A 19,502-nucleotide genomic window follows, 5' to 3' on the forward strand; every position below is an offset into this window, starting at 1 on the left:
GTCAACCATCGACCCACAGCAGACGTTCGCTCTAGCCCTTTCCGAGCTTCCACCATGGCCGCTTGGAGGCCACATCGGGCAACACCGATTCTTCCGGCGGAACAACGCCCACCGTCTGCGCACAGATTGAGTTCCATACGTTGGCATCAAACAGCATTACTCGGGACCAGTCGATCTTTCCTACGAGTGAAGGGTGAGGAGCGAAACCAAAGAACTGGGCAGGGGCACGAGAAATCCCCTTTTCTTTAAGCAAGGCAACCCCTTGACTTAGAAGCTGCTGCTCCTGCCAGTCGAGAGAATTCATCAACTCGTTAAACTGCTGGAAGTTAGCAGCAACCGGATACAGACCGCCTTCCAGCACGTCCAGCTTCATCACCTCACCTGACTTACGCTCGAAGAACAGATCGCCAAATGCAGAAGCACCGATGGGCCGAATCTCGCCTACTCCAAGCCCCGGCCACTCTGAAAGCAATGTGTTGAAGTCGAGCAGCGATGCGTCAACGAACAGATCGTTCCAGGTTAATGGGTTCATAAGCAATGTTTAAAATCGGTTAAATTGACCGAAGAGCCGCTTCTGGCCGATACCAGACGTTCGGAATGGCCCAGTGTATGGTCTCGTCGGCGTCACGACAATAAGGAACTTGTCAGGCGCCCTTAATGCGGGCAGTGACATGCGCCGCGCGCAAGGGCGTCCAGCCGAGCGAGGCCGCGATCAGGCGGCGGTAGCGGGTGTCGATATGGGCCGGCGTACGGCGTACGTATTCCTCCGCCTCGGCGCGTTCGGCGCCGCGCAGGCTGTCCAGCATCGCCACCGTTTCCTGCGCGGTCGGTACGCGGCCGTCGATCCCCGCCGACTTGGGCGGCAGGGCGGTCCAGACCGCGGCGTCGATGCGCTGCTCCCGCAGCCAGGCCGCGATGCGTTCGTCATTGCGGGCCCCATCGGCGGAGGGCAGGCTGCCGATCCAGTCCGGCCGCTCGGGCGTGATTTTTTCACGCGCGCCCAGCATGGCGCGGGCCGCGTCCAGGTCCTGCGTGGCCAGGTAGGCCCAGTAGGTCGGCATCGGGCGGACGCCCTCGCACAGCACCAGCGCCACCTCGGGACTGTCGTCGCTCTTGCGCACGAATTCCAGCGGCAGGCGCGGGCCGCCGGGATGCCAGCCGGAGGCCAGGCGCAGCGATCCCGGTTTCCAGAGCAGGGAACCCCAGGCGATGCAGACAATGTTCATGGCGCGCTCGCAAACCGAAAACGACAGTCTAGTCCGCCACCCGGAAACGGCGTGCACGGGTGTGCAGGCCCCTCGCCGCCGTACTGACGCCAGGACACCTGAGGTACAATCTGGAAACGTTTTCCTTCTGTTTCGGTATCCGCCATGACACCTGACGAGCCTGCCACACTCCACGCGCTGCGCCGCCGGCAGGTGCTCAGAAGCGCCCTGGCCGCGGCCGCGCCTTTGGCGCTGCCGGCCGCACCGGCCGGCGCGGCCGGTGCGAACAAGCCGCTGGTCGTCGGCGGCCTGCCCGTCACCTGCAACCTGACCCTGCCGATCGCCTGCCAGGCCCGCATCGCCGTCAACGCGAAAACCGGCGCCGGTCCCTCGCCCTTCGCCTACGCCAAGTTCAGCGGCTGGCCCGAGGTCAAGGAGTCGCTGATGACGGGCCGCATCCCGGCCGCCTACATGCTGGCGCCGCTAGTCATGGACCTGGTCGACAGCCGTATCCCGCTCAAGATCGTCTCGCTCGGCCACCGCTCCGGCGCGGTGATCATGGTGCGCACCGATTCGCCGGCGCGCTCCTTCCGCGACCTGCGCGGCAAGAGCATCGCCATTCCCAGCCGCTTCGCGGTCGACTACCTTTTCCTGCGCAAGATGCTGGCGCGCGCCGGGATGTCGCCCAAGGACATCACCCTGATCGAGATGGCCCCGCCGGACATGCCGGCCGCGCTGTATGCGCGCGCGGTGGACGCCTACTGCACCGGCGAGCCCTTCGGCGCCGCGGCCCAGCGCGCCGGCTATGCGCGCCCGCTGGCGATGACGCGCGACGAATGGCGCAACTACATCTGCTGCGTGCTCACCGTGCGCGAAGACCTGATCCAGTCGAACCCCGCGCTGGTGCAGGACCTGGTCAACCATATCCAGGCGGCCGGCGATTGGCTCGACAAGGGACCGGCGAACCGCGACAAGGCGGCGCAGATCGCGTCCAGCCGCACCTATTTTGGCCAGGACCCGAAGATCATCAAGTTCGTCATGGACAACCCCGAAGACCGCGTGACCTACGGCGACCTGCGCCTGATCCGCGCCGAGTTCGACGAGCTGATGCAGCTGTCGGTCGAAGCGAAGACACTCAAGCGCCCGGTGGCCTACGAGCGCTACGTCGACGAACGTTTTTACAAGAACATCAAACCGGTACCGATTCCGCTGTGAAGACTTTATTGCTCTCCTTGCTGCTGTGTTGCAGCCTGGCCCACGGCCAGGCCCTGAAATCCGGCGTGTTCGATCCGCCGCGCGCCGCGCCCGAGATCGCGCTGCCCGCGTCGACCAGCAAGCCTTTCAAGTTGTCCAGCCTGCGCGGCAAGGTGGTGGTGCTGGAATTCGGCTACACCCAGTGCCCCTACGTGTGCCCGGTGTCGCTGGCCTCGCTGGCCCAGGCGCGCACCCTGCTGGGGGCGGCGGCCGCCGACGTGCAGGTGGTGTTCGTCACCGTCGACCCGGAACGCGACACCACCAGCCACCTGCGCAGCTACCTGGCCAAGTTCGACCCGAGCTTCATCGGCATCGGCGGCACGCCCGAGCAGATCCAGGGCGTGCTGAAAGACTACGGCATCAGCGTGAGCAAGCAGCCCGTCGAGGGCAAGGCCGGCTACCAGCTGGGCCATTCGTCCTACCTGTACTTCGTCGACCGGCGCGGCATGCTGCGCGCACTGATGCCCTTCGGCCGCCCGGCCGCCGATATCGCGCACGACCTGGCGATCCTGTTGAAGAAGTAGGGCGTGAAGACCTTGCGCCGCTTCTGGCCCCTGTGGCTGACGCTCGCCTGCGCCTTGGCCCCGCTGGCCTGGGCCATGTTCGCGCCGCCGGCCGCTAGCAGCCGCGACAAGCTGTTTGAGATCCCGGCCGGCACCTGGGAGAGGCGCATGAAGGGCGACAAGCGCGACATCCTGCCCTCGACCATCCGCCTGACCCAGGGCGTGCAGGACGTGCTCCTGCTGCGCAACAAGGACACCGTGCCGCAGGTCTTCGGGCCGGTGCTCATCATGCCGGGCCAGGACTTCCGCCTGCCCTTCGAGACCGTCTCAGAAAACGAATTCAATTGCACCGCCCACAGCAGCGGCTCGATGAAGGTGATCGTCGAACCCTACCCGGAACCCGGCCTGGCGCGCCTGCGCTGGCGCCTGGACCGCTTGACCGAGGAATACACCATCCGTGGATAAACTTGTCGAACAACTGAAACGCAGCTGGCTCGCGCTGCTGCTGATCGTGGCCCTGGTCGTCCTGTGGCACGTGGTCGTCGTGCAGAGCCAGAGCCTGATCTTCCCGAGTCCGGGCCAGGTGCTGGCCGGCACCGTGGAGCTGGCGCAGAACGGCACCCTGTGGCAGCATATCGGTGCATCCTTGATGCGGGTGACGGTCGGCTTCCTGCTGGCGGTGGCGGTGGCGGTGCCGGTCGGCCTATGGATGGGGCGCGTGGACCGCGTCTACCACACGCTCAACCCCTTGTTCCAGATCCTGCGGCCGATCTCGCCGATCGCCTGGATTCCGCTGGCGATCCTGTGGTTCGGCGTGGGCGACGTGGCGCCGGTGTTCCTGATCTTCCTGGCGGCCGTGTTCCCGATGATCGTGCAGACGGCCAACGGCGTGCACACCATCGAGCAGCGCTACCTGCACGCGGCCATGAACTTCGGCGTCTCGCGCCAGAAGATGTTCCACCAGGTGATCGTGCCCGCCGTGCTGCCCGACATCGTGGTCGGCATGCGCATCGGCCTGGGCGTGGCCTGGCTGGTGGTGGTGGCGGCCGAGATGATCGTGCGCGCCTCGGGTCTGGGCTACATGATCATCGACGCGCGCAATGCCGGCAACCGCTACGACCTGGTGGTGGCGGGCATGGCGATCATCGGCGTCATCGGGCTGCTGCTCGACGTCGTCATGCGCAGGCTGGAAGGACTCAACTCGGTAAGGTGGCGCTATGGCCGTTAAGATTGTCATCGACGATATCCGCAAGAGCTTCGCCAAGGGCGGCGCCAGCCTGCCGGTGGTGGGCGGCATCCAGCTGCAGATCGAGGACGGCGAGTTCCTCGCCATCGTCGGGCCGTCGGGCTGCGGCAAGTCGACCCTGATGAAGATGATTTCCGGTTTCGAGCAGCCCGATTCCGGCGCCGTGACGATCGACGGCGAGCGCCTGACGCGGCCCGGCCCCAAGGGCATCGTGATTTCGCAGCACGGTTCGGTCTTCCCCTGGCTGACGGTGCAGGAAAACCTGATGTTCGGCCTGAACGAGGGCGAGCGGGCGCACAAGGCGCGCCTGGCCGACCACTACGCCGAGATGGTCGGGCTGAAGGGCTTCGAGAACGCCTATCCGCGCGAGCTGTCCGGCGGCATGCTCAAGCGCGTGGAGATCGCCCGCGCGCTGGTCGTCAAGCCCGAGATCCTGTACATGGACGAGCCTTTCTCGGCCCTCGACGCCCTGATGAACCTGCGCATGCGCAACGAGTTGCTGCGCATCCTGCAGGAAGAGCGCCACACCGTGGTCCTGATCACCCACGACGTGGAAGAGGCGCTATACCTGGCCGACCGCATCGTGGTGCTGTCGCCGCGCCCGGCCACGGTGCAGGCCAGCTTCGCCGTCACCCAGCCGCATCCGCGCAAGGTGTCCAGCCCGGAGCTGCAGGAGATGAAGGATGCGATCCTGGGGCAGCTTGGGTTGAGCGTCTAAGCGCATTCGCCTCGTCGCGCCAGGGCGTAGCCCGTCTGCTCCCGCCGTATTTCGTCGCATGGCGAATGCATCCGGGCGGGGCCTGGGTCATACTGCCTCTATCCATAGGAGAGCAGATGATTATTGAAAGCAATGAGGGCCAGCCGCTCGGCGCCAGGATGCTGTTGCGGCGTGTCGCGGTCGCCATGGCGGTGGCCATGGTGGCAAGCATCCCGCTCAGCTTCGTGTGGAAGTCGCCGATGACGCTGGTGTTCCGTGCGGCCATCCTCGCGCTGATGGGGGTGCTGATGTTTTCCCTCCTCGAGCGCTGGCCGCGCCGCCTGCCGAAGCCGGTGGGGCGCTGGGCGCTCCAGGTCGGCGGCGTGGCGCTGGTCATGCCGCTCGCGACGCTGGCGATCTATCTCGCCTCGACCGGTTCCGGCACGCGGCCCTTCTGGACAGTCCACGAGCGGCTTTCCGGGTTCATGCTCCTGACCATGGCGGGCTTGCTGGCGGGGTCGTGGACGGCGCTGGTGGCGCTGATACGCCAGAAGGACGCGCTGGCGCGGCACCAGGCGCTGGCCTTCGACCTGGAACGCAGCGAACTGGCGCGCCAGGCCCTGGATGCGCGCATGAAGCTGATGCAGGCACAGGTCGCGCCGCATTTCCTCTTCAACACCCTGGCGAACGTGCAGGCGCTGGTCGACATCGGCTCGCCGCAGGCGCCGGCGGTGCTGCGCAGCCTGACGGCCTACCTGCGGGCGGCCATCCCGCAACTGGACGAAGGCTGCAACACCCTGGGGCAGGAAGTCCGCCTGGTGGAGGCTTACCTGAAACTGATGCACATGCGTATGCCGGATCGCCTGCGCTATTCGCTGCACGCCGACGAATCGCTCATGAACGTGCGCTGCCCGGCCACGACCGTGCTGACCCTGGTCGAAAACGCCGTTCGCCACGGCATCGATCCAAGCGAGGAGGGCGGCGCCATCGAGATCAGCATCGAGCGGCAAGGTACGCGCTGCCTGGCCCGCGTCAACGATACCGGCGTCGGCTTCGTCCATGCCGGCCCGCCGGGGACCGGGCTGGCCGGCTTGCGCGAACGGCTCGCGCTGACCTTCGGCGGCGACGCCCAGCTGCGCCTGACGGCGCGCGAACCCCACGGCGTCTGCGCCGAAGTGGAATTCCCGGCACTGGAGAGCGAACCATGCACCACCCCACCGCGCTGATCGCCGACGACGAACCGCTGCTGCGCGACGCCCTGGCGCGCCAGCTGGCCGAGGCCTGGCCCGAGCTGCGCGTGGTGGCGCAGGCCCGCAACGGCCGCGAGGCCATCGAGCAGTTCGAGGCGCTCACGCCGGACATCTGCTTTCTCGATGTGCACATGCCCGGCATTTCGGGTGTCGAGGCGGCCAGCCAGATCGGCCGGCGCGCCCACCTGGTCTTCGTCACGGCCTACGACCAGTATGCGGTGCAGGCGTTCGCCCAGGGCGCGCTGGACTACCTGGTCAAGCCGGTCGAGATGGCGCGCCTGGCCGAGACGGTGGCGCGCCTGCGCGAGCGCCTGGCGGCCGCACTGCCTGTCGCGCAAACCGAGGCGCTGCTGCAGCAGCTGGCCATGCAGCTGCGGCGCGATGCGCCGCCACGGCCGCTGCGCTGGATCTACGCCCAGGTCGGCAGCATGGTGCGCCCGATCCCGGTCGACCAGATCGACTACCTGCGTTCGGACACCAAGTACACCGCGGTGGCCTGGCACGACAATGGCCAGCCGGCCGAGGCGCTGGTCCGCACCCCGCTCAAGGAACTGCTGGCGCAGCTCGACGGCGACCATTTCGTGCAGGTGCACCGTGCGGTCGCGGTCAACCTGCGCGCCGTCAGCCACATCACGCGCGGCAGCGAGACCGCCACGATCCACCTGAAGCGCCGCGCCGAGTCGCTGCCGGTCAGCCGAAGCTTCGTGCACCTGTTCCGCCAGATGTGAGCGGGCCGCCGTGCCGTCGCGCAGGCGAAAAAAAAGCCCGCATTGCGCGGGCTTGAAGACTATTTTCTTGGAGGAGAAATAGTGGAGACAGGTGCAGTATGCTGCGCCGCAAAATATAAATCCAATGATATGTTGTGATGTCCCAAATTAGTTTTTGATATATCTCTAGTAGACCTCGGCCGTTTGCCTGAGGGTGCGCGCCGCCGCCACCATGTTGGCCAGGGCCGGCCGCACCTCTTCCCAGTTGCGCGTCTTGAGGCCGCAGTCCGGGTTGATCCACAGCCGCTGCGCCGGGATGCGCGCCGCCGCCTGGTGCATCAGGCCCACGATGGCTTCCTGGCTCGGGATATTGGGCGAATGGATGTCGTACACGCCGGGCCCGATCTCGTTCGGGTAGCGGAAATCGTCGAAGGCAGCGAGGAGCTCCATGTTCGAGCGCGAGGTCTCGATGGTGATCACGTCCGCGTCCATGGCCGCGATCGCGCCCAGGATGTCGTTGAACTCCGAATAGCACATGTGGGTGTGGACCTGGGTCTCGTCGCGCACGCCGTTGGCGGCCAGGCGGAAGGCGTCCACCGCCCAGGCCAGGTAGGCGTCCCAGTGCGCGCGGCGCAGCGGCAGGCCTTCGCGCAGGGCGGCCTCGTCGATCTGGATCACGCGCACGCCGGCCTGTTCCAGGTCCAGCACTTCGGCGCGGATCGCCAGCGCCAGCTGGCGGCAGGTGAGGGCGCGCGGCTGGTCGTCGCGGACAAAGGACCAGTTCAGCATCGTCACCGGGCCGGTCAGCATGCCCTTCATCGGCTTGCCGGTGAGCGACTGGGCGTAGGCGGTCCAGGCCACCGTCATCGGACGCGGACGCCGCACGTCGCCGTAGAGGATGGGCGGCTTGACGCAGCGCGAACCGTAGGACTGCACCCAGCCCCTGGCGGTGAAGGCATAGCCCTCGAGCTGTTCGCCGAAGTATTCGACCATGTCGTTGCGCTCGGCCTCGCCGTGCACCAGCACATCCAGTCCCAATGCTTCCTGTTCGTGCACGCAGCGCGCGATCTCTGCGCGCATCGCGGCCTCGTAGCCGGCGGCGTCGAGTTCCCCCTGCCTGAACTGGCGGCGCGCCTGGCGGATGGCGGCGGTCTGCGGGAAGGAGCCGATGGTGGTGGTGGGATAGGCCGGCAGCTGGAGCCGCGCGGCCTGGCGCGCGCTGCGCTCGGCGTGGCCGCTGGCGCGCCGGCCCATTCCTGGTGCGATGGCATCCACCGCGGCGGCCACGGCCGGATTGCGCACGCGCGGCGAGGCGCGGCGGCGGTCGATGGCGGCGGCGTTCTCCACCAGCGCTTCCTGCACCCGGCTGCGGCCCTGGCCGAGGGCGGTCGCGAGGATGTCCAGTTCCTCCAGCTTCTGCACGGCGAAGGCCAGCCAGGAGCGGATCTCTGGGTCGAGGGCCTCTTCCTGGTTCAAGTCGACCGGCACGTGCAGCAGAGAGCAGGACGGCGCGATCCACAGGCGCTCGCCGATCTGGCGCTGCACCGGCTCGAGCCAGGCCAGGGTGGCGTGCAGGTCGGTCTTCCAGACGTTGCGGCCGTCGACCACGCCCAGGGACAGCACCTTGTCCTGCCCCAGCGCCCGGATCGCCGGCTCCACCTCGTGCGGCGCCTGGATAGCATCCAGGTGCAGGCCGTCGACCGGCAGCGCGCAGGCCAGCGGCAGGTTGTCTTCCAGCGGGCCGAAGTAGGTCGCCAGCAGCAGCCTGGCGCCGCTGCCGCGCAAGGTTTCATATGCCGTCACATAGGCGCTGCGCCAGGCCTCATCGAGTTCCGTCACCAGGGCCGGCTCGTCGACCTGCACCCATTCCACGCCCTCGCGCGCGAACCAGGCCAGCAGTTCGGCGTACACTGCCAGCAGCTGCGGCAGCAGGGACAGGCGCTCCACGCCATCCTGGGCCTTGCCGAGCCACAGGTAGGTGAGGGGACCGATGACGACCGGCTTGGCCTTCACCTTGAGCGCGCGCGCCTGCGCCAGCTGTTCGGCCAGGCGGCTGGTGTCGAGCGCGAAGCGGGTGGCGGCGCTGAATTCGGGGACGATGTAGTGGTAGTTGGTGTCGAACCACTTGGTCATCTCACCGGCCTGCACGCAGCCGCAATCGTGATGGCCGGAGCGGCCGCGCGCGATGCGGAAGTAGGCGCCGAGCGGATCTCCCTCGTGGGCATGCGCCCGCTGCGGCACGTTCCCCAGGGTGAAGCTCATGTCGAGCACCTGGTCGTAGAGCGAGAAGTCGCCGACCGGCGCCAGCGAGAGGCGCGACTGCTGCTGCCAGTGGCGGGCGCGCAGCCCGGATGCCAGTTCCGCCAGCTCCTGGGCGGAGGATTCGCCCTTCCAGTGGCGCTCCAGGGCGAACTTCAGTTCGCGTTGCGCACCGATGCGCGGGAAGCCGAGATTGTGGGTGATGGTCATGATGTTCATTCGTTGGCAAGTGGATAAGCCCATCATAGGCGAGCCGACTCATGAATAAAATTGGTATGATTTCATGTATCCATTAATTTCATTCATGATTGAGCCATGCTCGAACGTATTCACCTATCCATCATTCGCGAAGTCGACCGCCGCGGCTCCCTGACCGCGGCCGCCGAGGTGCTGTTCCTGACCCAGTCCGCGCTGAGCCACACCATCCGCAAGCTCGAGCAGCAGCTTGGCACGCCGGTGTGGACGCGCGAGGGGCGGACATTGCGCCTGACCCAGGCCGGCCACTACCTGCTCGGCCTGGCCCAGCGCGTGCTCCCCCAGCTCGACCATGCCGAGCGCCAGATGGCGCAGTACGCCCAGGGCCAGCGCGGCACCCTGCGCATCGGGATGGAATGCCATCCCTGCTACCAGTGGCTGCTGAAGGTGGTGGCGCCCTACCTGGCCAGCTGGCCGGCGGTCGACGTCGACGTGAAGCAGAAATTCCAGTTCGGCGGCCTGCAGGCCCTGTCCTCCTACGAGGTCGACCTGCTGGTCACGCCCGATCCGCTGTTCAAGCCGGGCTTGCGCTTCGTGCCGGTGTTCGACTACGAGCAGATGCTGGTGGTCGGCAGCGGCCACCGCCTGGCCGGCCGCGAATTCGTCGAGCCCTGCGAGCTGTCGGATGAGGTCTTGATCACTTATCCGGTCGATATCGAACGCCTGGACATCTACAACGGCTTCTTCGTGCCGGCCGGCTGCGCGCCGCGCGAGCGCAAGACGATCGAGACCACCGACATCATGGTGCAGATGGTGGCGGGCGGACGCGGCGTGGCCGCGCTGCCGGGCTGGCTGGTGCAGGAATACGCCGCGCGCATGCCGGTGGTCCCGGTGCGCCTGGGCCGGCAGGGTATCGCCAAGCAGATCTTCCTGGGCACGCGCGAGGAGGATGCGGGGCTCGACTACCTGGAAGCCTTCGTGGCGCTGGCGCGCCAGACCTGACATCTTGTTACAAACAAGCCGCACCGCCGCGCGCTTGCGCCTTCTCAGCGGCGCGCGGGACTTGTACCATAGCCTCATCCGCACGCTTTTACGAAAGACCTTCATGCGCACCACGATACTCTCCCGCATTCTCGGCTCCGCCGCCTTCGCAGCCGCCTTGTCGGTTCCCGCCCAGGCGGACAGCTTCACGTCCTCGGCCTCCAGCGCGGGCTCGGCCTCGTCGGCCAGCATTTCCGATTCGATCAGCGGTTCCAGCACCAGCTCGAGCGACGACGACAAGGTGGCCGCCGGCCAGTACCGCGTGATCAACGTCGCCCAGGCGCCGGGCAAGCCGGGCGCCACCCGCCTGACCCTGCGCGCGGTGGCCGGCGCGCGCGAGTTCAACCTGGACGTGCCGGACCGCGCCCTGGCCCAGCGCCGCGTGAACGCGGGCGAGGTGGTGGAGGTCAAGGAGCGCGTGTACGGCTTCGAATTCGCCTACGCCGACACCCAGCGTCCCTTCTTCCTGGCGCTGCAGGACGAGTGGTACCGCGAACTGCAATCGCATAAAGTCACCGGCTGATGGCCGTCCGCTTGGCCAGGCTGGCCCTGGCCGGCCTGGCCCTGTGCGCCAGCACCGGCGCCTGGGCGGGGCTGCCGGCCTTTTGCGAACGCTCGCGCGACATCACGGCCGCCGAGCAGGACCGCGTGCTGCGCTTCGCCGGGGTCGTGAAGCAGGAACTGGAACGCTCCGGTGCGCGGGTCGCCCTGATCGCGCGCGCGGGCACCGACCTGAGCCGCTTCAAGCTGCTGTACTCGCACGCCGGCGTCGCCCTGAAGGACGATGCCGCAGGCTCCTGGGCCGTGCGCCAGCTCTACTACGCCTGCGACGAAGCGCGTCCGCGCCTGTTCGACCAGGGCGTGCCCGGCTTCGCGCTCGGGGCCGACGCGCCAGCGCGCGGCCACATGGCGCTGCTGTTCCTGCCCGACGAAGAGGCGGGGCTGCTGGAACGGGCGGCCCTGGACAAGCGCCTGGCGCTGGCCCTGCTGGCCGGGCAATACAGCGCCAACGCCTATGCCTACGGCACCCGCTACCAGAACTGCAACGGCTGGGTAGCGGAGCTGCTCGCCAGCGCGTGGGGACGGCTCGACGGACAGGAGGCGCCGCGCCAGCAGGCGCAGGACTGGCTGCGCGCCCAGGGCTATGCCGCCGGCCCGGTCCGGATTCCTTCGCACGCCCTGATGTTCGCCGGCCAGTTCGTGCCCCTGGTGCACCTGAACGACCACCCGCTGGAAGACATCCATGCGCTGGCGCTGCACGTGAGCGTGCCGGCCTCGATCGAGGAGTTCGTGCTGCGCCGCGCGCCGGGGACGCGCCGGGTCGAGATCTGCCATGACGCGCAGCGCATCGTGGTCCGGCGCACAGGAGAGCCGCTCGATGCGGCCTGTACCGCGAAGCCGGAGGATGAAGTGGTCGATATCCGTTCCTGAGCGGCTTTACACTCTTCCCATTGCCACCCTGGCAACCACGACTTCAGGCGGAGCGATATCCCTGCGTGCGCGGCAGACGGTCCGGACGGCCGCGATTGCATTGCTGGCGCGGACGATGATCTCTTCTTAGCGCGCTTGCTTGTTCAAGGTCCTGATGAAACCAGAGATCGATTCGGTTTCACCTTCGATCCGCTCATACAAGGCCTTCATTTTCTCGATGATTTCGTCAGTGCCTGGATCATCGCTGCTGAAGTTCATGCGATAGCTCCAGATGCGCGAATAGGTCTCGCTCAGTTTGCGATTCACCCGGCCTTTCGGCGGCATGATGTTCTTCAATCCCAAGACGGCTTCCTGCCTTCCTGCATCGGCCCAGGGGCCAACTTCAACGATCAAGGCCAGCTTTGCGCCGTCGAGGGCAAACCACATGATGATGGCGGCATCCTGGCCCCAGTAGTTGCCCTTGGCGGTAGTAAAACCACCTGCAAGACAGGCCTCGTCGATCTTGGCCGGAAGAAAAGCCGCCCGCGTGGGGCTGAGGCTGATTTTCCGGATGTCGGTGGACTTGAACAGAAATTCCTCCGCTGCCTCCGTGAACGAAGACACCGCGCCGTGCTCGATGATCAAATCGATCACTCTCTTGTGTTCCGAGTACAGCTTGCGGCAGACGTTCACCAGATGCATGTCGACTTCGTTCACAAGGACCTCCGAGCTGAGTAATTCCAGGTATTGTTCAATTGCAAAGCGAGCGCGCTCCGACAGCACGTCGGTCTTCCGGCGCATGGCATCCATCAGGGATCGGTACATGTCTTCCCAGGTCACCGGTATCCACATGTCGTCGTTTGGCGCCACGCCATCGGTCGTCAGGAACAGCAGGTCGCGCGAATAATCCTTGAATTCTTCCTCGAGTCGCTGCCTGTACTGCAGCAATTGTTTATCGCCCTGGCGTGCATCGACCTTGGCTTCGATCGCCAGCAGCATGCGCGAGCGCTCCGACCAGATCAGCACGTCCATATTCATCATTTCACGGCGCACCTGCACGTCGGCATAGCCTTCCATCGAGCGTAGCAGCCTGCTGAAAGGCGCACTCGCCGATGCATCCCGCGGGGCGACCCGCAGAAGAAGCTGTTTGATGAACTCGTCCGACAAGCCATGCGGCTGGCTGGGGTCGAGGAAGAATGCCAGCAGATTGGAATGGCGGATCTCTTGCCGCTGCAGGCGCGCCGCCTTGAGGAGATTGAGCGTAGGAGCTGGAAATGCGTCTGCGTGCTCCTCGATCGCAGCGATAAATTTCAGGAAGGACTGTTCGAGCGGAACGTGACCGGGATCGAGGCTGGCAAGTGTCGGGTTCAAGTGCTTGGCTTTCTCAACATGGACTGCCGGCCGCTTGTGACATGCGAAGCGTGGACAGGATTTCCTGCAGGCCGCCGACCTCGTAGGTGGGACGCGCCAGCGACGCATTGACCAGCTTCCCCGGATTGAACCAGCAGCTGTCGATGCCATAACGGTTGGCCCCGAGGATGTCGGCGTCGAGCCGGTCGCCGACGATGACCGTCTCGTCGTGCGAGAAGCGGCGCGCCATGCGCGTGGCGTACTCGAAGAAGCGGCTGTCCGGCTTGGCGTAGCCGCAGGCTTCCGAGGTGGCGACGAAGGAAACATACCCGCCCAGCCCCGAGCTGGCGATGCGGCGGCGCTGGATGTGGTCGATGCCGTTGGTGATGATGCCGACTTCGCCGAGCGCGGCCAGCGATTCGCACAGGCGCAGCGCGCCGTCGACCAGGACCACGGTCTCGGGCAAGGCTTCCAGGTACAGGCGGCTGGCGGCTTCGGCGTCCAGTTCCAGCCCATGGGTTGCGAACGTCTGGCGGAAGCGCTCCACCTTGAGGAAATCCTTGGTCACCTTGCCTTCTTCAAAGCGCTTCCACAGGTCCAGGTTGATGGCCTGATAGTCCGGGAACAGCGCCGCGCCAGGCTGGCGCAGGCCGAGTTCGCGCATGGTGCGGGTGAAGGAGAGTTGTTCGGACGCCCTGAAGTCGAGCAGGGTATCGTCCAGGTCGAAGAGGAACAGCGTGTATGTCATGCGCTTGCCGGGCGGAGGCGGGTGAGAGACCTGGCATCCTAGCACGGTGCTCAGCTGCGCGGCAGCGGCTTGCCCCGGGCGATCACTTCGCGGCAGTCGCCCTTCATGGTGGCGTTGTCGTAGTCGGTCCAGCCGTAGCTGTCCACGTAGCGCGTGTGGCGCTTGAACTTCGCGTTCACGAAACTGCGCTCCAGCTGCTCGTCGGGATAGCGGATGTCGGCCAGGTCGAGCACCGTATGGAACATGTTCTCGGTCGACAGCCTGGCCTTGCGGTGGCGCCGCAGCTGGGCGATCTTGTCCGGGTAGCGCTCGCCGTAGGCGTCCGAATACCAGACAAAGGCCGGCACGTGGAACTCGTACTGCGTGTTATGGCCATGGAAGGCGATCCTGCAGGATTTGTCGTAAAGGGTCTGCCCATGGTCGGCCACGTAGAGGAGCGAAGCCGGCAGGGCGCTTTCCTTCAGCACCCCGATCACGTTGGCCAGGAACCAGTCCGTATACAGGATGGCGCTGTCGTAGCTGTTGCTCATCCTCGGCTGCAACGACTTGTCGGTGACGTCCGGCTTGTCCACGCCATGGAGCGAAGGCTGCCAGCGGTCGAATTCCTTCGGATAGCGGTGGGCATAGTTCCAGTGGCTGCCCAGGGTATGCAGCACGACCAGCACCTTCTGCGCCGGGTCGCGCAGCGCGCGCCGCAGCGGGTCGAGCAGCACCGCGTCGTAGCTGGCGGTGTCGGTGAAGCCGCCCAGGTTCAGGAATTCGACCTCGTCCGCTTCCTTGGCGAATACCGAGACGGGCGTGTCGAACTTGCCGAACGAGACCTGGTTCGACAGCCAGAAGGTCTTGAAGCCCGCCTCCTTGAAGGCCGACAGGAAGGATTTTTCGTAGAAGCCGTCCTTCAGGCTCTGCATGGCGGGCTTGCGCGAAATGATGACCGGCACCGACAGGCGGGTGGCCGAGACCGGCGTGATCACATCCGCCAGGGGCACCAGGTTTTGTTCTTGCGACAGCAGCGGATTGGTCGGGCGCGCGTAGCCGTTCAGGCTCCAGCGGTCGTAGCGCGAGGATTCGCCCAGCACCATGACCACCACCTGGGGCGCGTGGGCCTCGCCCTCCTGGTGGGCGCCGAAGCGGAAGGCGGCGCTGCGCCCCTTCAGCTCGGCCAGGTGGACGCGTTCGCGGTAGAAATCGACGCCGCGCGCCGCCAGGCCGAAGGGCCAGGACTGGGCCACGGCGCGCAGGTCGAAGGGCAGCTTGGCCCAGTACGGCAGCGGCGGCAGGGCAGGAAGAGGCGCCTCGACGCGCACGGCCCGGGGCGCGGAGGCGGCGGGCGCAGCTTTCACCAGGTGCACGCCGGCGCCGCCGACGGCAGCCGGGGCGGCGGGGCGCTGCGGCGCAACGCCATATTTATAACTGTAGACCAGCACCAGCAGGCCCGTCCCCAGCACCGCCAGCACCACCCAGCGCGAGCGGTCTTCCCAGTCCAGCGCGCGGGTGCGCCAGGCCACCACCCAGGTCGAGATCCACCACGCCAGCACCGCAAGCAGCGCCGCGCCCAGCAGCCACGCCTGGCTGCCCAGGAATTCCGAGGCCTCGCTGGGGCTGGTCTCGGCGATGATGCCCAGGTGGTGGGTGGAGATGCCCTGGCCGTAATAGGTCAGCAGGTAGAGCTCGGTCGGCAGCGCCAGGAAGGCCGGCAGCAGCGCCCAGTGGAAATAGGCCGGCCGCTTGCACAGGGCCCAGGCCGTGATCCAGCCGAACAGGCCGATGCCCGCGAGGCGCCAGGGATCGTCGAGCGGCGCGCCCATCAGCGGCGCAAGGAAAGGGACGAGCGACAGGGCTGCGTAGCTCAGCAGCAGATAGATGGTGCCGGGAGGGGCGGCGCGCAGCAGGGTTCGCATCGACGGAAGAGGCCGGAAAATCGGCTATTATGCTTTCTTTACAGGCTGAGCGGCTATGTCCCTCAGTCCAGCCTGATGCCGCGAAGATGTCCGTCTGTCGCGGTCATGCCACAATCGCCACGGTTTACCGCGCCCAAGCCCGGCGATGGGTTGGCGGGACGGCAAATCGGTTGACCCGCTTGACCATCGGGTCTATACTCGCGAGTTCTCGAATTTATTCTGCACATCGTATACGCATTCGCAGCCGCTCCTTCGGTGAGTGGCTTTCGTCGCCTCTGCAGTCTGTAGGATACGGGACTAGGTTTTAGTCCCCGGGCCAGGTTTTTTGCCGGTCCGGGTCGTCAACGTAGTAGTACTTTGTTGGATTAAGAACGATGCCAACCATCAATCAACTGATTCGCAAGCCGCGTGAAGCCGCGGTTGTGAAGAGCAAGTCGCCGGCACTGGAAAACTGCCCGCAAAAGCGCGGCGTGTGCACCCGTGTGTACACCACCACGCCGAAGAAGCCGAACTCGGCACTTCGTAAAGTCGCCAAGGTGCGCCTGACCAACGGTTTCGAAGTCATTTCGTACATCGGCGGTGAAGGCCACAACCTGCAAGAACACTCGGTCGTGCTGCTGCGCGGCGGCCGTGTGAAAGACTTGCCGGGTGTGCGTTACCACATGGTCCGCGGCGCACTGGATACCCAGGGCGTGAAAGACCGTAAGCAGGCGCGTTCGAAGTACGGCGCCAAGCGTGCCAAGGCTGCGAAGAAGTAATTTTCCAGTTACGCCACATTAACTAGATAAGTTGAGCCGGCCGGAAGGCCGAGTAAGTGAAGGGTCATGAGGGCCCCTCGCGAGTGCGCAAGCACTCAACTGAAGACAGGAAGGAATTGAAATGCCACGTCGTCGTGAAGTACCCAAGCGCGAGATTCTGCCGGATCCAAAATTCGGCAACACCGATGTCGCCAAGTTCGTCAATGTTCTGATGCTGTCCGGCAAGAAGTCGGTCGCAGAAAACATCATCTACGGTGCGTTCGAACACATCCAATCCAAGTCGGGCAAGGACCCGCTGGAAGTGTTCACGACCGCGATCAACAACTGCAAGCCGATGGTCGAGGTGAAATCCCGCCGCGTCGGCGGCGCCAACTACCAGGTGCCAGTGGAAGTTCGTCCGGTTCGTCGTATGGCGCTGTCCATGCGTTGGTTGCGCGAAGCCGCAAACAAGCGCAGCGAAAAATCCATGCCGCAACGCCTGGGTGGTGAACTGATGGAAGCGGCGGAAGGCCGCGGCGGCGCAATGAAGCGCCGTGACGAAGTGCACCGCATGGCTGAAGCGAACAAGGCGTTCTCGCACTTCCGCTTCTAAGCAAGTGGCCAAACCTCGAAGGGGGTGCGGCCAAGTATCCGTTGTTCAGGCCGGGCACATTTTGATTTCAAAATGCTGCTCGGTTTTGTCCATTCAAAGATTTAGGAAAAATTATGGCACGCACTACCCCCATTGAGCGCTACCGCAATATCGGTATTTCCGCTCACATCGACGCCGGCAAGACCACCACCACCGAGCGTATCCTGTTCTACACGGGCGTGAACCACAAGATTGGTGAAGTGCACGACGGCGCCGCTACCATGGACTGGATGGAGCAGGAGCAAGAGCGCGGCATTACCATTACCTCGGCAGCGACGACCTGCTTCTGGAAGGGTATGGCCAACAACTTCGAACCGCACCGCTTCAACATCATCGACACCCCGGGCCACGTCGACTTCACCATCGAGGTGGAACGTTCGATGCGCGTCCTGGACGGCGCTTGCATGGTCTACTGCGCAGTGGGCGGCGTGCAGCCGCAGTCGGAAACCGTGTGGCGTCAGGCTAACAAGTACAAGGTTCCGCGTCTGGCCTTCGTCAACAAGATGGACCGTACCGGCGCCAACTTCTTCAAGGTCTACGAGCAGATGCGCGCTCGCCTGAAGGCCAACCCGATCCCTATCCAGATCCCGATCGGCGCCGAAGACAACTTCAAGGGCGTGGTCGACCTGGTCAAGATGCAGGCGATCTTCTGGGACGACGCGTCCCAGGGCATGAAGTTCGAATACCGCGACGTGCCGGCCGAACTGGTCGACCAGGCCAACGAATGGCGCGAGAAGCTGGTCGAAACCGCCGCTGAAGCGTCGGAAGACCTGATGAACAAGTACCTCGAAGAAGGCGAACTGTCGGAAGCCGAGATCAAGAAGGCGCTGCGCGATCGCACCATCAACGGCGAAATCGTCCCGATGATGTGCGGCACCGCTTTCAAGAACAAGGGCGTGCAGGCAATGCTGGACGCGGTCATCGAGTACCTGCCGTCGCCGGTCGACATTCCGCCGGTCGCTGGTACCGACGAAGACGACCAGCCGGTCACCCGTAAGGCCGACGACAGCGAGAAGTTCGCTGCGCTGGCATTCAAGATCATGACCGACCCGTTCGTCGGCCAGCTGATCTTCTTCCGCGTGTACTCGGGCGTCATCAATTCGGGCGACACCGTCTACAACCCGATCAAGGGCAAGAAGGAACGCGTCGGCCGTATTCTGCAGATGCACGCGAACCAGCGCGAAGAGATCAAGGAGGTCCGTGCAGGCGACATCGCCGCTGCGGTCGGCCTGAAGGAAGCGACCACCGGCGAAACCCTGTGCGACCCGGCCGCTCCGATCATCCTGGAAAAAATGGTGTTCCCGGAGCCGGTGATCCAGCAGGCTGTCGAGCCGAAGACCAAGGCTGACCAGGAAAAGATGGGCCTGGCACTGAACCGTCTGGCTCAGGAAGACCCGTCGTTCCGCGTGCGCACCGACGAAGAATCGGGCCAGACCATCATCGGTGGTATGGGCGAGCTGCACCTGGAAATTATCGTTGACCGCATGAAGCGCGAATTCAGCGTGGAAGCAACCGTCGGCAAGCCGCAGGTTGCCTACCGCGAAACCATCCGCAAGGCAGTCACCGACGTCGAAGGCAAGTTCGTCAAGCAGTCGGGCGGCCGTGGCCAGTACGGCCACGCCGTGCTGTCGATCGAACCGCAAGAGCCGGGCAAGGGCTTCGAATTCGTCGACGCCATCAAGGGCGGCGTGGTTCCGCGCGAATACATCCCGGCAGTCGAAAAGGGTGTGCGCGAGACCCTGACCAGCGGCGTGCTGGCTGGCTACCCGGTCGTGGACGTCAAGGTCACCCTGACCTTCGGTTCGTACCACGACGTGGACTCGAACGAAAACGCGTTCCGCATGGCTGGTTCGATGGCGTTCAAGGAAGGCTGCCGTAAAGCCAACCCGGTCATCCTCGAGCCGATGATGGCCGTGGAAGTCGAGACCCCGGAAGACTACGCCGGTACCGTGATGGGCGACCTGTCGTCCCGCCGCGGTATGGTGCAGGGCATGGACGAAATCCCGGGCGGCGGCGGCAAGATCATCAAGGCCGAAGTTCCGCTGTCGGAAATGTTCGGTTACTCGACCTCGCTGCGTTCGGCAACCCAGGGCCGTGCGACCTACACGATGGAATTCAAGCACTATGCTGAAGCACCGAAGCATGTGATCGACGCCATCGTCACCGCAAAAGCCAAGTAATTAACAAGGGGGCAGGGATGACCCTGCCCCCGTCAATCAAAAAAACAATCGTTTCTTTTTAAGGAAAATAGGAAATGGCAAAGGAAAAATTCGAACGGACCAAGCCGCACGTCAACGTCGGCACCATCGGTCACGTTGACCACGGCAAAACCACCCTGACGGCTGCA

Annotated in this window: 20 protein-coding genes; 14 read left to right on the forward strand and 6 right to left on the reverse strand. The window is 65.1% G+C overall.

Annotated elements, in window-relative coordinates; translation table 11 throughout:
* Window positions 1-31 precede the first annotated feature (31 nt).
* Together KBW98_RS01910 and KBW98_RS01915 are read right to left on the reverse strand one after the other, a co-directional pair.
* Window positions 32-532, reverse strand: coding sequence for a hypothetical protein (locus tag KBW98_RS01910; protein WP_211518395.1), 501 nt, complete (start codon window positions 530-532; stop codon window positions 32-34).
* A gap of 112 nt (window positions 533-644) precedes the next feature.
* Complete coding sequence (locus KBW98_RS01915; protein WP_211518396.1) at window positions 645-1,226, reverse strand: hypothetical protein; 582 nt, start codon at window positions 1,224-1,226, stop codon at window positions 645-647.
* A 144-nt stretch (window positions 1,227-1,370) separates the two neighbouring features.
* On the opposite strand from KBW98_RS01915, the gene KBW98_RS01920 reads away from it, so the two are divergent.
* The 7 genes from KBW98_RS01920 (at window position 1,371) to KBW98_RS01950 (ending at window position 6,883) form a co-directional block, all read left to right on the forward strand.
* A complete protein-coding gene (locus tag KBW98_RS01920; RefSeq protein ID WP_211518397.1) occupies window positions 1,371-2,420 on the forward strand; it encodes an ABC transporter substrate-binding protein in 1,050 nt (349 codons plus the stop codon).
* On the forward strand, window positions 2,417-2,983 hold the full coding sequence (locus tag KBW98_RS01925; protein ID WP_211518398.1) for an SCO family protein: 567 nt from the start codon (window positions 2,417-2,419) through the stop codon (window positions 2,981-2,983). Before KBW98_RS01920 ends, KBW98_RS01925 begins: the two co-directional genes overlap by 4 nt.
* A 3-nt stretch (window positions 2,984-2,986) precedes the next feature.
* Entirely contained in the window at window positions 2,987-3,427 is a 441-nt protein-coding gene (locus KBW98_RS01930; protein WP_373888886.1) for a hypothetical protein, read from the forward strand.
* Entirely contained in the window at window positions 3,420-4,190 is a 771-nt protein-coding gene (locus tag KBW98_RS01935) for an ABC transporter permease (protein ID WP_211518399.1), read from the forward strand. Before KBW98_RS01930 ends, KBW98_RS01935 begins: the two co-directional genes overlap by 8 nt.
* Window positions 4,180-4,926 (forward strand): ABC transporter ATP-binding protein, encoded by a 747-nt coding sequence (locus tag KBW98_RS01940; RefSeq protein WP_211518400.1) that lies wholly within the window; start codon window positions 4,180-4,182, stop codon window positions 4,924-4,926. The genes KBW98_RS01935 and KBW98_RS01940 overlap by 11 nt, the downstream gene beginning before the upstream one ends.
* A gap of 116 nt (window positions 4,927-5,042) precedes the next feature.
* Window positions 5,043-6,131 (forward strand): sensor histidine kinase, encoded by a 1,089-nt coding sequence (locus KBW98_RS01945; protein WP_211518401.1) that lies wholly within the window; start codon window positions 5,043-5,045, stop codon window positions 6,129-6,131.
* Window positions 6,110-6,883 (forward strand): LytTR family DNA-binding domain-containing protein, encoded by a 774-nt coding sequence (locus KBW98_RS01950; RefSeq protein ID WP_211518402.1) that lies wholly within the window; start codon window positions 6,110-6,112, stop codon window positions 6,881-6,883. The genes KBW98_RS01945 and KBW98_RS01950 overlap by 22 nt, the downstream gene beginning before the upstream one ends.
* Window positions 6,884-7,048: 165 nt before the next feature.
* Here KBW98_RS01950 and metE read toward each other — a convergent pair whose 3' ends face one another.
* The gene (gene metE, locus KBW98_RS01955; RefSeq protein WP_211518403.1) at window positions 7,049-9,331 is read right to left on the reverse strand and encodes a 5-methyltetrahydropteroyltriglutamate--homocysteine S-methyltransferase; all 2,283 of its coding nucleotides are present in this window, start codon (window positions 9,329-9,331) and stop codon (window positions 7,049-7,051) included.
* Between the two features lie 105 nt (window positions 9,332-9,436).
* Between metE and KBW98_RS01960 the strand changes: the two genes are divergently transcribed.
* The 3 genes from KBW98_RS01960 (at window position 9,437) to KBW98_RS01970 (ending at window position 11,788) form a co-directional block, all read left to right on the forward strand.
* Window positions 9,437-10,318 carry a LysR family transcriptional regulator gene (locus KBW98_RS01960; RefSeq protein ID WP_211518404.1) on the forward strand — a complete coding sequence of 294 codons (882 nt, stop codon included), beginning with the start codon at window positions 9,437-9,439 and terminating at the stop codon, window positions 10,316-10,318.
* A gap of 103 nt (window positions 10,319-10,421) precedes the next feature.
* Window positions 10,422-10,880: a hypothetical protein gene (locus KBW98_RS01965; RefSeq protein WP_211518405.1), complete on the forward strand. Its 459-nt coding sequence runs from the start codon at window positions 10,422-10,424 to the stop codon at window positions 10,878-10,880.
* Window positions 10,880-11,788 carry a DUF2145 domain-containing protein gene (locus tag KBW98_RS01970; RefSeq protein WP_211518406.1) on the forward strand — a complete coding sequence of 303 codons (909 nt, stop codon included), beginning with the start codon at window positions 10,880-10,882 and terminating at the stop codon, window positions 11,786-11,788. The genes KBW98_RS01965 and KBW98_RS01970 overlap by 1 nt, the downstream gene beginning before the upstream one ends.
* Before the next feature lie 126 nt (window positions 11,789-11,914).
* Here KBW98_RS01970 and KBW98_RS01975 read toward each other — a convergent pair whose 3' ends face one another.
* Genes KBW98_RS01975 through KBW98_RS01985 form a run of 3 tightly spaced genes read right to left on the reverse strand, consistent with a single transcriptional unit; the run spans window position 11,915 to window position 15,766 of the window.
* Window positions 11,915-13,138, reverse strand: a complete 1,224-nt coding sequence (locus tag KBW98_RS01975) for a PD-(D/E)XK nuclease family protein (RefSeq protein ID WP_211518407.1) — start codon at window positions 13,136-13,138, stop codon at window positions 11,915-11,917.
* Between the two features lie 13 nt (window positions 13,139-13,151).
* A complete protein-coding gene (locus tag KBW98_RS01980) occupies window positions 13,152-13,865 on the reverse strand; it encodes a YjjG family noncanonical pyrimidine nucleotidase (RefSeq protein WP_211518408.1) in 714 nt (237 codons plus the stop codon).
* 50 nt (window positions 13,866-13,915) lie between these two features.
* Window positions 13,916-15,766: a phosphoethanolamine transferase gene (locus KBW98_RS01985; protein ID WP_211518409.1), complete on the reverse strand. Its 1,851-nt coding sequence runs from the start codon at window positions 15,764-15,766 to the stop codon at window positions 13,916-13,918.
* A gap of 374 nt (window positions 15,767-16,140) precedes the next feature.
* Here KBW98_RS01985 and rpsL point away from each other — a divergent pair, with 374 nt between their 5' ends.
* From rpsL to KBW98_RS02005, 4 genes are all read left to right on the forward strand, one after another.
* The gene (rpsL, locus tag KBW98_RS01990; protein WP_005663517.1) at window positions 16,141-16,524 is read left to right on the forward strand and encodes a 30S ribosomal protein S12; all 384 of its coding nucleotides are present in this window, start codon (window positions 16,141-16,143) and stop codon (window positions 16,522-16,524) included.
* 121 nt (window positions 16,525-16,645) lie between these two features.
* Entirely contained in the window at window positions 16,646-17,116 is a 471-nt protein-coding gene (gene rpsG, locus KBW98_RS01995) for a 30S ribosomal protein S7 (protein WP_211518410.1), read from the forward strand.
* A 113-nt stretch (window positions 17,117-17,229) separates the two neighbouring features.
* Complete coding sequence (gene fusA, locus KBW98_RS02000; RefSeq protein ID WP_211518411.1) at window positions 17,230-19,335, forward strand: elongation factor G; 2,106 nt, start codon at window positions 17,230-17,232, stop codon at window positions 19,333-19,335.
* Between the two features lie 74 nt (window positions 19,336-19,409).
* The coding region (locus tag KBW98_RS02005; protein WP_018003793.1) for a GTP-binding protein at window positions 19,410-19,502 on the forward strand (93 nt) is incomplete at its 3' end.

It is taken from the genome of Massilia sp. ST3 (genome assembly GCF_018119405.1).
GTDB lineage: Bacteria > Pseudomonadota > Gammaproteobacteria > Burkholderiales > Burkholderiaceae_D > Telluria.

Coding starts and splice junctions, on each gene's coding strand:
- KBW98_RS01965 (WP_211518405.1), top strand. CDS start 10,422: ATGCGCACCACGATACTCTCCCGCATTCTCGGCTCCGCCGCCTTCGCA.
- KBW98_RS01920 (WP_211518397.1), top strand. CDS start 1,371: ATGACACCTGACGAGCCTGCCACACTCCACGCGCTGCGCCGCCGGCAG.
- rpsG (WP_211518410.1), top strand. CDS start 16,646: ATGCCACGTCGTCGTGAAGTACCCAAGCGCGAGATTCTGCCGGATCCA.
- KBW98_RS01940 (WP_211518400.1), top strand. CDS start 4,180: ATGGCCGTTAAGATTGTCATCGACGATATCCGCAAGAGCTTCGCCAAG.
- KBW98_RS01970 (WP_211518406.1), top strand. CDS start 10,880: ATGGCCGTCCGCTTGGCCAGGCTGGCCCTGGCCGGCCTGGCCCTGTGC.
- KBW98_RS01980 (WP_211518408.1), bottom strand. CDS start 13,865: ATGACATACACGCTGTTCCTCTTCGACCTGGACGATACCCTGCTCGAC.
- KBW98_RS01945 (WP_211518401.1), top strand. CDS start 5,043: ATGATTATTGAAAGCAATGAGGGCCAGCCGCTCGGCGCCAGGATGCTG.
- KBW98_RS01910 (WP_211518395.1), bottom strand. CDS start 532: ATGAACCCATTAACCTGGAACGATCTGTTCGTTGACGCATCGCTGCTC.
- rpsL (WP_005663517.1), top strand. CDS start 16,141: ATGCCAACCATCAATCAACTGATTCGCAAGCCGCGTGAAGCCGCGGTT.
- KBW98_RS01915 (WP_211518396.1), bottom strand. CDS start 1,226: ATGAACATTGTCTGCATCGCCTGGGGTTCCCTGCTCTGGAAACCGGGA.
- KBW98_RS01950 (WP_211518402.1), top strand. CDS start 6,110: ATGCACCACCCCACCGCGCTGATCGCCGACGACGAACCGCTGCTGCGC.
- KBW98_RS01985 (WP_211518409.1), bottom strand. CDS start 15,766: ATGCGAACCCTGCTGCGCGCCGCCCCTCCCGGCACCATCTATCTGCTG.
- fusA (WP_211518411.1), top strand. CDS start 17,230: ATGGCACGCACTACCCCCATTGAGCGCTACCGCAATATCGGTATTTCC.
- metE (WP_211518403.1), bottom strand. CDS start 9,331: ATGACCATCACCCACAATCTCGGCTTCCCGCGCATCGGTGCGCAACGC.
- KBW98_RS01960 (WP_211518404.1), top strand. CDS start 9,437: ATGCTCGAACGTATTCACCTATCCATCATTCGCGAAGTCGACCGCCGC.